Source organism: Streptomyces sp. 8P21H-1 (genome assembly GCF_013302945.1).
In genome coordinates, this window is record NZ_JABTYA010000304.1 from 3,175 (window position 1) to 12,878 (window position 9,704).

At 72.9% G+C, this 9,704-nt stretch carries 10 protein-coding genes and 2 pseudogenes; 4 read left to right on the top strand and 8 right to left on the bottom strand.

Going from position 1 to position 9,704, the window contains the following annotated elements; genetic code table 11:
• The 3 genes and pseudogenes from HO151_RS06405 to sigE all read right to left on the bottom strand — a co-directional run.
• Window positions 1-432: pseudogene (locus HO151_RS06405) on the bottom strand (protease); the annotation flags it as partial.
• A gap of 139 nt (window positions 433-571) precedes the next feature.
• Window positions 572-1,546, bottom strand: coding sequence for an anti-sigma factor (locus HO151_RS06410; RefSeq protein ID WP_173895124.1), 975 nt, complete (start codon window positions 1,544-1,546; stop codon window positions 572-574).
• Window positions 1,543-2,244 carry an RNA polymerase sigma factor SigE gene (gene sigE / locus HO151_RS06415; protein ID WP_173895132.1) on the bottom strand — a complete coding sequence of 234 codons (702 nt, stop codon included), beginning with the start codon at window positions 2,242-2,244 and terminating at the stop codon, window positions 1,543-1,545. The genes HO151_RS06410 and sigE overlap by 4 nt, the downstream gene beginning before the upstream one ends.
• 225 nt (window positions 2,245-2,469) lie before the next feature.
• Between sigE and HO151_RS06420 the strand changes: the two genes are divergently transcribed.
• Window positions 2,470-3,168, top strand: coding sequence for an O-methyltransferase (locus HO151_RS06420; protein WP_368039442.1), 699 nt, complete (start codon window positions 2,470-2,472; stop codon window positions 3,166-3,168).
• A 207-nt stretch (window positions 3,169-3,375) separates the two neighbouring features.
• Here the strand turns inward: HO151_RS06420 and HO151_RS06425 are convergent, their stop codons facing one another.
• On the bottom strand, window positions 3,376-3,543 hold the full coding sequence (locus HO151_RS06425; protein ID WP_003966491.1) for a DUF3117 domain-containing protein: 168 nt from the start codon (window positions 3,541-3,543) through the stop codon (window positions 3,376-3,378).
• 359 nt (window positions 3,544-3,902) lie between these two features.
• Between HO151_RS06425 and HO151_RS06430 the strand changes: the two genes are divergently transcribed.
• Entirely contained in the window at window positions 3,903-4,727 is an 825-nt protein-coding gene (locus HO151_RS06430) for an enoyl-CoA hydratase/isomerase family protein (protein WP_173895125.1), read from the top strand.
• Window positions 4,728-4,958: 231 nt separating this feature from the next.
• Here HO151_RS06430 and HO151_RS06435 read toward each other — a convergent pair whose 3' ends face one another.
• On the bottom strand, window positions 4,959-5,543 hold the full coding sequence (locus HO151_RS06435; protein ID WP_173895126.1) for a DNA-3-methyladenine glycosylase I: 585 nt from the start codon (window positions 5,541-5,543) through the stop codon (window positions 4,959-4,961).
• Window positions 5,540-5,896 carry a DivIVA domain-containing protein gene (locus HO151_RS06440; RefSeq protein WP_173895127.1) on the bottom strand — a complete coding sequence of 119 codons (357 nt, stop codon included), beginning with the start codon at window positions 5,894-5,896 and terminating at the stop codon, window positions 5,540-5,542. Before HO151_RS06440 ends, HO151_RS06435 begins: the two co-directional genes overlap by 4 nt.
• Before the next feature lie 149 nt (window positions 5,897-6,045).
• Here HO151_RS06440 and folP point away from each other — a divergent pair, with 149 nt between their 5' ends.
• Complete coding sequence (gene folP, locus HO151_RS06445) at window positions 6,046-6,906, top strand: dihydropteroate synthase (protein ID WP_173895128.1); 861 nt, start codon at window positions 6,046-6,048, stop codon at window positions 6,904-6,906.
• Between the two features lie 76 nt (window positions 6,907-6,982).
• On the opposite strand, the gene HO151_RS06450 is transcribed toward folP, so the two are convergent.
• Both HO151_RS06450 and dapE read right to left on the bottom strand, forming a co-directional pair.
• Window positions 6,983-7,741: a TIGR00730 family Rossman fold protein gene (locus HO151_RS06450; protein ID WP_173895129.1), complete on the bottom strand. Its 759-nt coding sequence runs from the start codon at window positions 7,739-7,741 to the stop codon at window positions 6,983-6,985.
• Window positions 7,742-7,828: 87 nt separating this feature from the next.
• Window positions 7,829-8,908 carry a succinyl-diaminopimelate desuccinylase gene (gene dapE / locus HO151_RS06455; RefSeq protein WP_173895130.1) on the bottom strand — a complete coding sequence of 360 codons (1,080 nt, stop codon included), beginning with the start codon at window positions 8,906-8,908 and terminating at the stop codon, window positions 7,829-7,831.
• A gap of 192 nt (window positions 8,909-9,100) precedes the next feature.
• On the opposite strand from dapE, the pseudogene HO151_RS06460 reads away from it, so the two are divergent.
• A pseudogene (locus tag HO151_RS06460) lies at window positions 9,101-9,704 on the top strand (heavy metal transporter); the annotation flags it as partial.

Sequence of the window (9,704 nt, forward strand, 5' to 3'; positions counted from 1 at the left end):
GAGTGTGTGCGGGGCAGCCGTCCCGGGGCCCGCTTGCGCGGGTACGTCCTGGAGCGGCGCCGCGGTCTCCGTCGCCGTACCGTGCGCGGGAGTCGTCCCGGGGTGCTGCACCGGCGGCGCGGGCGCGTAGGGACCGGGCCCGCCGTACGGCGGCGTGCTGTAGGGGTCCGGATCGTGCAGGGGGGTGGGCCGCTCACCGGAGGCGGACCTGGAAGCAGACGCGCCGGACGCGCCGGGCCCGCCACCCACGTCGTCCGAGACCCGCCCGGCGGTCCGGTCGGCAGTGGCACCGGCCCCGGCCCCCGCCCCCGCGGGCTTCTCCAGTGCGAAGTCGCCGTCCTGGCCGGGGACCGGGTCCGCCGGAGCGGCATCCGGTACGTGGGTCCGTGGCCGGCTCCACCACGTCGGCTTCGTGGGCTTCCCCTCGTCCATGCTCTCCCCACACCTGACCCGCGGCACCGCCCACCGGCGGTCGCCGCGGTTCGTCGACCTCCGCGCCCGGATCCCTGCGGCGGGCGCGGCCCATCCCTGGATTCAACCAGGTTCGCGGGCCGGCGCGCAGAGGGCCGGTTCAGCCGGAGGGGGAAGGCGCGGGTGAGACGGACGGGACGGCCGACCGGACGGCCGGGGGGACCGCCGACAGGACGGACACCTCCAGCTCCGCACCGGACGATCCCCTGGTCGGCTTGACCGGCGGGGCCGGGGTGAACGGGCGTATCAGGGGGGACATGACCGCCGCACCCACCACCACGGGCGTGGTCAGCGCGTGCAGCGAGCCCTTGGTCCGCTCGGCGGGCGGCGGCACGGGCGCGGCGGAGGCCGGGACGCCGGGCAGCAACGGCGCGGACATCCCGGTCTGCGCGCCCCCTTCGCCGCCGAAGGAGCGCTGGCCCTGGGCGACCAGGGGCGCGACGGACCGGCGGCGCTGTGTGTCGGAGCCCGTCGCACCGCTCGTGCTCGACGTGCGCACCGGGGTCACATTGCTTCCCGAGCCCGAACCGCCCCGTGCGTCGGTGGTGTCGGTCGGCATGCCCGCCGACACCCCGCCGAGCGCGATCGCGGCGAGCGAGACGGCACCGGCCGCGGCGGCGGCGAAGCGCAGCCCCCGTGAGGCGGACCGCTCGGTCTCGCGCCGGCCCATCTCGTGGATGCGGAATCCGCGCTGCTCCGAGGGCAGCACGGCCGCGTGGGTACCGGAGGGCAGGTAGCCGAAGGAGTCCGGCTTCATGTCGAAGACCCCGGACGCCCCGAAGGTTCCCCGGGCCAGGCGCGGACTGCCGCCGTCCGGGTCGTCCCCGGCGGGGAGCCCCTGCAGCCTGGCCAGGAAGCTCTCGGACGGGGGCGGCGGGGCGGCCTCCGCGAACACGTTCTTCAGTCGTCGCTGCTCGTCGGCCTCCGACTTGCACTTCGCGCAGGTGGCGAGGTGGGCCAGGACACGCTCACGCGCCTCGTGGTCGAGTTCGCCGTCCACGAGGGCGGAGAGCCGGTCGCCGAGGTGCTGCTCGGCGAGGGGCCCGTCGACAGGGTTCAGCCGTGCTTGGCTCACGCGCTCGCGCCTCCCCCTCCCAGAGCGGGCACTCCGGTGACCGCGAAACCGCGGCGCTCGGCACGGGCCTCGGGCGAACGGTGGGCGAGCGCCTTGCGCAGCTGGGAGCGGCCGCGGTGGATCCGGCTGCGGACCGTGCCGAGCTTGACGCCCAGGGTCGCGGCGATCTCCTCGTACGAGAGCCCCTCGATGTCGCAGAGGACGACCGCCGCGCGGAACTCCGGCGCGAGCGTGTCGAGGGCCTGCTGGACGTCCGCGTCGAAGTGCGTGTCGTTGAAGACCTGCTGCGGGGAGGGCTCACGGCTGGGCAGCCGCTCGGCCGCGTCGTCGCCGAGGGCGTCGAAGCGGATGCGCTGCTTGCGGCGGACCATGTCCAGGAAGAGGTTCGTGGTGATGCGGTGCAGCCAGCCCTCGAAGGTGCCGGGCGTGTAGGTCGACAAGGAGCGGAAGACCCGGACGAAGACTTCCTGGGTCAGGTCCTCGGCGTCGTGCTGGTTGCCCGTCAGGCGGTAGGCGAGCCGGTACACCCGGCCGCTGTGCGTGCTGACGATCTCCTCCCAGGTGGGCGGAGTCCACGCCTGCGAATCCGCGTCGGACGTGAAGGTCGCTGTCTGCGCGGAGTCGGCAGTGTGGGAACGGTCAGCAGTGTTGTTCACAGATTTCGGCTCACCTGTCGACCTGAGCAGGCGCCGAAGCACCCCTCCCCGATCCACGGGTACAGCCGCACCTCCCCTGTCGGCTCTGGTGGTGTCCAGTGGAGCACCTACCATAGCCACCTCGCCCGTTAGCTCCGGATAAGCGGTTTTACGAGAAATTGATACGCGCTCATATGGCTGCGTCAGCACTTGCTCCGCGCCCAGATCCATCAGCCGCCCCCGTGTGGTTCCCCGTCCGTTCCCCGCACTCTCCAAACGCCTGGTCCCATCTGCGGGTTCCCGGCGCCAACGGATACAGTCACGCCCAGGCAACCACGGGGACAGGAGAGGGCCATTACCGGCAACCGGCTGACGAGCTGGGCGTTCGCCGACGCCTTCGTCCCCGAGGACGAGGCGCTGCACTGGGCCCGGGAGCGGGCCCGGGAAGCAGGGCTGCGCTCGGTGTCGCCCGGCACGGGCGCCGCGTTGTGCCTGCTCGCCGCCACCGTGGACGCCAAGGCGGTCGCGGAGATCGGTACCGGAACCGGAGTCTCCGGAATTCATCTGCTGCACGGGATGCGGCCGGACGGCGTCCTGACGACCGTCGACCCGGAACCGGAGCACCAGCAGTTCGCCCGTCAGGCCTTCCGTGCGTCCGGCTTCGCCAGCAACCGGGCCCGCTTCATCCCGGGCCGCGCGCTGGACGTCCTCCCCAGGCTCGCGGACGCGGGGTACGACCTCGTCTTCTGCGACGGCGACCGGCTCGAATCCCTCGACTACCTCGCTGAATCGTTGCGCCTGCTGCGGCCGGGCGGGCTCGTCGCCTTCGAAGGCGTGTTCGCGAACGGGCGGACGGTGGAGTCGGGCCCGCAGCCCACGGAGGTGCTGCGGCTGCGCGAGCTGCTGCGCGCGATCCGCGAGAGCCAGGAGCTGGTGCCCTCGCTGCTGCCCGTCGGCGACGGCCTGCTGTGCGCGGTCAAGCGCTGATCCGCTCCTCCCCCAACGAGCGCATGAACGGCCCGGACGAGCACGTGACCGGCCCGGACGAGCGCATGACCTGCGCCGGCCTGCGTGAACGCCCGCACCGCCGCGCCCCGGCGGCTCGTGTGCGCGCCGGTCGCCCGCCCCTGGGACACCACTGCCCCGGCATCGCGTTGATGCCGGGGCAGTGGAGAGGTATGGTCGCGTTCCGCGTCAGCCGACGACCTTCTTGAGGGCGTCGCCGAGCGCGTCGGCCTCGTCAGGGGTCAGCTCGACGACGAGCCGACCGCCGCCTTCGAGCGGAACGCGCATGACGATGCCCCGCCCCTCCTTGGTCACCTCGAGCGGGCCATCGCCCGTCCGCGGCTTCATGGCCGCCATGCTCGTTCCCCTTCCTGAAACCAGCTCATCGTCGCCGACGGCCCCCATTGAAGGGCACGCATCCTGCGTCGGACGCGCGTCACCGGCATCGAACACATTGCTTCCAAGCCATTATCCCGCATCTCAGGACCCGATGACCAACATCGGTCGGCATCGCTTACGCAACGCGCTTGAGCAAAACCACCCAATTCGGTGGTGTGACTGCGATACTGCGCCACTGCATGGACTTTCGGGCAGCGGAATTCTTTGACGCAGGTCACATGTACGAACTCCGCCGCCCTCCATGATCTCCGCCATGCTGTCCTCTGAAGCCGCGTACCGACGGGTACGACGAAGCCGCGACACCGGAGGGGACCATCATGGCCGACACCGTGCTCTACGAGGTGAGCGACGGACTCGCAACGATCACGCTGAACCGCCCCGAGGCGATGAACGCGATGAACACCGAGGCCAAGGTCGCCCTCCGGGAGGCGGCGCGGGCGGCCGCGGCGGACGGCTCCGTGCGGGCGGTGCTGCTGACCGCGGCCGGCGACCGGGCGTTCTGCGTGGGCCAGGACCTCAAGGAGCACGTCGGCGGGCTCATGGCGGCGCGCGGGTCGGGCTCGGGCTCGGGCTCGGGCTCGGGCGAGGGTGTCATGAGCACGGTCCAGGAGCACTACAACCCGATCGTACGGGCCCTGACCGGGGCGGCGAAGCCGGTGGTGGCCGCGGTCAACGGCGTCGCGGCCGGCGCGGGGTTCGGGTTCGCGCTCGCCGCGGACTACCGCATCGTCGCCGACACGGCCGCCTTCAACACGTCGTTCGCCGGGGTCGCGCTCACCGCCGACTCGGGGATCTCGTGGACGCTGCCGCGGGTCGTCGGGCCCTCGCGCGCCGCCGACCTGCTGCTCTTCCCGCGCAGCATCACCGCGCAGGAGGCGTACGAGCTGGGGATCGCCAACCGGATCGTGCCCGCGGCCGAGCTGGCCGCCGAGGCCGTGCGGCTGGCCCGCGGGCTGGCCGAGGGGCCGACCCTGGCGTACGCCGCGCTCAAGGAGTCCCTCGCCTTCGGGATCTCTCACTCGCTGGAGGAGACCCTGGAGAAGGAGGACGAGCTGCAGACCCGGGCCGGGTCCTCCGAGGACCACCTGATCGCCGTGCGGGCGTTCGTCGACAAGGAGAAGCCGAAGTATCTCGGGCGGTAGCGCTTCGCCGGATCCGGCCGGGCCGGGTGATTCCGGTCCCGGCCGGTGGGGGTTGAGCGCGCAGGTCCCCGCGCCCCTTGCGGGGGCGCCCCCACCGGGCGGGGCCCGGTCCGGCGGATCCGGGACGGATCGGGTCGGGACGGATCGGGTCGGGACGGGTCGTGCCGGTCCGTGGGGGCCGGGCGCGCAGTTCCCCGCGCCCCTTGCGGGGCGCTCCTGAGCAGGCGCTTCCTATGGGGCGGTCGTTCTGGACGTGCAGTCCGTCAGGTGGTCGTTCACCAGGCCGCACGCCTGCATCAGGGCGTAGGCCGTCGTGGGGCCCACGAAGCGGATGCCCTCCTTCTTGAGGGCCTTGGAGAGGGCCGTGGACTCGCCGGTGACCGCCGGGACCTCGGCGAGGGTCCGCGGGGCGGGGCGGCCGGCCGGGTCCGGAGCGTACGACCAGATCAGCCGGTCCAGGTCACCCGGGGCCCAGCCGGCCAGTACGCGTGCGTTGGCGACCGTCGCCTCGATCTTGGCGCGGTTGCGGATGATGCCCGGATCGGCGAGCAGGCGCTCCTTGTCGGCGTCCGTGAACCGCGCGACGTCGGCGATCCTGAAGTGCGCGAAAGCGGCGCGGAAGCCTTCGCGGCGGCGCAGGATCGTGATCCAGGACAGGCCCGACTGGAAGGCTTCCAGGCACAGCCGCTCGTACAGCGCGTCGTCGCCGTGGACCGGGCGCCCCCACTCCTCGTCGTGGTAGGCCGTGTAGTCGTCGGCCGACACGGCCCAGGGACAGCGCGGCGCCCCGTCGGCGCCCTTCAGGGCGTCGCTCACCGGTGATCGTCCTCCGTCCCCGCGGGCTTCCGCAAGGAGGTGACCGCGGTCGAGCGTGCTCCGGCCAGCGCGGCCTCCAGGTCGGCGATCCGGGCGTCCCGCTCGGCGAGTTCGGCGCCGACGCGGTCCAGCGCGTCGTCCACGTCCGCCATGCGGTAGCCGCGCAGGGCCAGCGGGAAGCGCAGCGCCCCCACGTCGCCGCTGTGCAGGGGGCGGTCCAGGGGCAGGGGGTCCCGCAGCCGCTCCGGCGCCGCCTCGGGCAGGACGGCACTGTCACCGCCCCCGACCACGGAGAGGGTCACCGCGCCGACCACGACGACGAGGGCGACGACCAGGAACAGGAACATGAACATCTGTGAGGTCCCCACGCTCTGATGCCGGCGCGGGGCGCGCCGGCACGGAAAGTGTCAGGCACCGATCGTGCCATGCGCCCGCGACCGTTAGGGTCGCAGGCGGCGGAACGGCGACATCCGCCGCCGTCTACCGGGAAAGGCCACAGGGGATGCTCAGGCTGGGCAAGCGTGAGTTCGGCGCGCACGAGCCGGTGATCATGGCGATCGTGAACCGGACCCCGGACTCCTTCTACGACCAGGGGGCCACCTTCCGCGACGAGCCCGCGCTCGCCCGCGTGGAGCAGGCGGTGTCCGAGGGGGCCGCCATCATCGACATCGGCGGGGTCAAGGCGGGGCCCGGCGAGGAGGTGACCGCCGAGGAGGAGGCGCGGCGGACCGTCGGGTTCGTCGCCGAGGTACGGCGCCGCTTCCCCGACGTGGTCATCAGCGTCGACACCTGGCGGCACGAGGTGGGCGAGGCGGTCTGCGAGGCGGGCGCGGACCTGCTGAACGACGCCTGGGGCGGGGTCGACCCGCGTCTCGCCGAGGTCGCCGCGCGGTACGGGGCGGGGATCGTGTGCACGCACGCGGGCGGCACGCAGCCGCGTACGCGCCCGCACCGCATCGCCTACGACGACGTCGTGGCCGACATCCTGCGGGTGACGCTGGGACTGGCCGAGCGGGCCGTCTCGCTCGGCGTGCCGCGGGAGTCCGTGCTCATCGATCCCGGGCACGACTTCGGGAAGAACACGCGGCACAGCCTGGAGGCCACGCGGCGGCTCGGGGAGCTGGTCGGGACCGGCTGGCCCGTGCTGGTGTCGCTGTCCAACAAGGACTTCGTGGGCGAGACGCTCGACCGGCCGGTCAAGGAGCGGGTGGTGGGGACGCTGGCGACGACCGCGGTGTCCGCGTGGCTGGGGGCGCAGGTGTACCGGGTGCACGAGGTCGCCGAGACGCGGCAGGTGCTGGACATGGTGGCGTCCATCGCGGGGCACCGGCCGCCGGCCGTGGCCCGGCGGGGGCTGGCCTAGGGCTCCGCACGCGCCGGGAGGGCCGGACGTCCGGCCGGATGTCCGGCCCTCCCCGCGCTTGCGGACCAGGTAGGCCCTACCGTCCCGCCTCCTTCGACACCAGCGCCACCGCCTCGTCCACGTCGTCCGTGAGGTGGAACAGGAGCAGGTCCTTCTCCGAGGCCTTGCCCTGGGCGATCAGGGTGTTCTTGAGCCAGTCGACCAGACCGCCCCAGTACTCCGTGCCGAAGAGCACGATCGGGAAGCGGGTCACCTTCTGGGTCTGGACGAGCGTGAGGGCCTCGAAGAGCTCGTCGAGGGTGCCGAGCCCGCCCGGCAGCACCACGAACCCCTGCGCGTACTTGACGAACATCATCTTGCGCACGAAGAAGTAGCGGAAGTTGAGGCCGATGTCGACATACGGGTTGAGCCCCTGCTCGAAGGGCAGCTCGATGCCGAGGCCGACGGAGATGCCCTTCGCCTCGCAGGCGCCCTTGTTCGCGGCCTCCATGGCCCCCGGGCCGCCGCCGGTGATCACCGCGAAGCCCGCCTCGACCAGACCGCGGCCGAGCGCCACCCCGGCCTCGTACTCGGGGGAGCCCGCCGGTGTGCGCGCCGAGCCGAAGACGCTGATGGCGGGCGGGAGTTCGGCGAGCGTGCCGAAGCCCTCGATGAACTCCGACTGGATGCGCAGCACGCGCCAGGGATCGGTGTGCACCCAGTCCGTCGGCGCGCGCTCGTCCAGCAGCCGCTGGTCCGTCGTGCTCCCCTGCACCTGGTCCCGCCTGCGCAGCACGGGGCCCAGCCGCTGCTCCTCCGGTGGCTGCGTGCTGCCCTCGGGGTTGCCGGTAGCCATGTCCGCTCCCTCCGCTTGGCGATCGTTCCACCTCAGCGTAGATCGGCGGAGGTGAAGGAGGGGGGACGCCGGCATGTCCGCCGCGGATCAGGCCGTCAGCCAGGCCCTCAGCCGCTCCTCGCCCGCCAGGATCTTGGCGGTTTCCACCCTTTCGTCCCGCTTGTGCGCCAAGTGCGGATTGCCGGGGCCGTAGTTGACCGCCGGGATGCCGAGCGCGCTGAAGCGGGAGACGTCCGTCCAGCCGAACTTGGGCTGCGGCGTACCCCCGACGGCCTCGATGAAGGCGGCCGCGGCCGGGTGGGACAGACCCGGCAGTGCGGCGCCGCTGTGGTCGTCGACGACGAACTCGTCGACCCCGCAGCCGGCGAAGACCTCGCGGACGTGCGCGAGCGCCTCCTCCCCGCTGCGGTCGGGCGCGTACCGGAAGTTGACGCTCACCACGCACTCGTCGGGGATGACGTTGCCGGCCACCCCGCCCGTGATCCCGACGGCGTTCAGGCCCTCGCGGTACTCCAGTCCGTCGATCACCGGGCGGCGCGGCTCGTAGGCGGCGAGGCGCGCGAGGATCGCGGAGGCGGCGTGGATGGCGTTGGAGCCCATCCAGCCGCGCGCGGAGTGCGCCCGCTCGCCCCTGGTCTTCAGCAGCACCCGCAGGGTCCCCTGGCAGCCGCCCTCCACCTGCCCGTCGGAGGGCTCCAGGAGGACCGCGAAGTCGCCCTCCAGCCACTCGGGGCGGGCCTCGGCCACGTGCTTGAGGCCGTTCAGGTCCGCGGCGACCTCTTCGTTGTCGTAGAAGATGAAGGTGAGGTCGCGGTTGGGGGCGGGCACCGTGGCCGCGATCCGCAGCTGCACCGCGACGCCCGACTTCATGTCGCAGGTGCCGCAGCCCCACAGGACGCCGTCCTCGTCCAGGCGCGAGGGCACGTTGTCCGCGATGGGGACCGTGTCGATGTGCCCGGCCAGCACCACGCGCTCGGCCCGGCCCAGGTCCGTCCGCGCGACGACGTTGTTGCCGTACCGGTCGACCGTGAGGTGGGGCAGCGCGCGCAGGGCGGCCTCGACGGCGTCCGCGAGGGGCTTCTCGGTGCCGCTCTCCGAGGGGAAGTCGACGAGCTGCGCGGTGAGCCGGGCGGCGTCCAGGGTGAGATCGAGCGAGGTGTCGGCCATGCCGACGACCCTAACGCGCCGGTCCGGCCACGGTCCCCGCCGGACCGCCCGGGTCTCCGCCGGACCGCGCCGTCCTCTTCCTCCCCGGCCTCACTGCCCCACAGCCCCCACAGCCCCCACCGCCCCCACCGCCCCCGTGGAATATCCACAACCCCAAGGATCACCGACCGTACTCTCCAGTACCTTGTACGGGTGCCTGAGCCGTCCCCCACTTCCGTCCCTCGCACGCGCCGCGGCCGTCTGCTCCGTTTCGGGGCGGCCCTCGTCGCGCTCCTCGGCGGCGCGGGTTACCTCACCGTGCACTACCTGACCGGCGGGACCGGAGTGCCCAAGTGCAGGGTCGTCCCGGGCACGGGCGGCGGCGCGTCGTACGAGTTCACGGCGGAGCAGGCGGTGAACGCGGCGACGATCTCGGCGGTCGGCACCAACCGGGGCATGCCCGAGCGGGCCGTCACGATAGCCCTCGCCACGGCGCTCCAGGAGTCCGCCCTGCGCAACATCGACTACGGCGACCGGGACTCGCTGGGGCTCTTCCAGCAGCGGCCCTCGCAGGGCTGGGGCTCCGAGCAGGAGATCATGGACCCGGCGTACGCGGCGGGCGAGTTCTACGAGCACCTGGACAAGGTGGAGGGCTACGCGAGCCTGCCGCTCACCGTCGCCGCGCAGCGCGTCCAGCGCAGCGGCTACCCGGACGCGTACGCGAAGCACGAACCGGACGCGGCGCTCCTGGCGGCGGCCCTCACCGGACGCGCCGCCGCCACGCTCACCTGCGAGGGCCGCCCGGACGTGCGGCCCG

What these genes read in the sequence shown, in the direction of transcription:
- HO151_RS06430 (WP_173895125.1), top strand. Translation starts at nt 3,903, where the DNA reads ATGGCCGACACCGTGCTCTACGAGGTGAGCGACGGACTCGCAACGATC.
- dapE (WP_173895130.1), bottom strand. Translation starts at nt 8,908, where the DNA reads ATGGCCGACACCTCGCTCGATCTCACCCTGGACGCCGCCCGGCTCACC.
- folP (WP_173895128.1), top strand. Translation starts at nt 6,046, where the DNA reads ATGCTCAGGCTGGGCAAGCGTGAGTTCGGCGCGCACGAGCCGGTGATC.
- HO151_RS06450 (WP_173895129.1), bottom strand. Translation starts at nt 7,741, where the DNA reads ATGGCTACCGGCAACCCCGAGGGCAGCACGCAGCCACCGGAGGAGCAG.
- HO151_RS06425 (WP_003966491.1), bottom strand. Translation starts at nt 3,543, where the DNA reads ATGGCGGCCATGAAGCCGCGGACGGGCGATGGCCCGCTCGAGGTGACC.
- HO151_RS06440 (WP_173895127.1), bottom strand. Translation starts at nt 5,896, where the DNA reads ATGTTCATGTTCCTGTTCCTGGTCGTCGCCCTCGTCGTCGTGGTCGGC.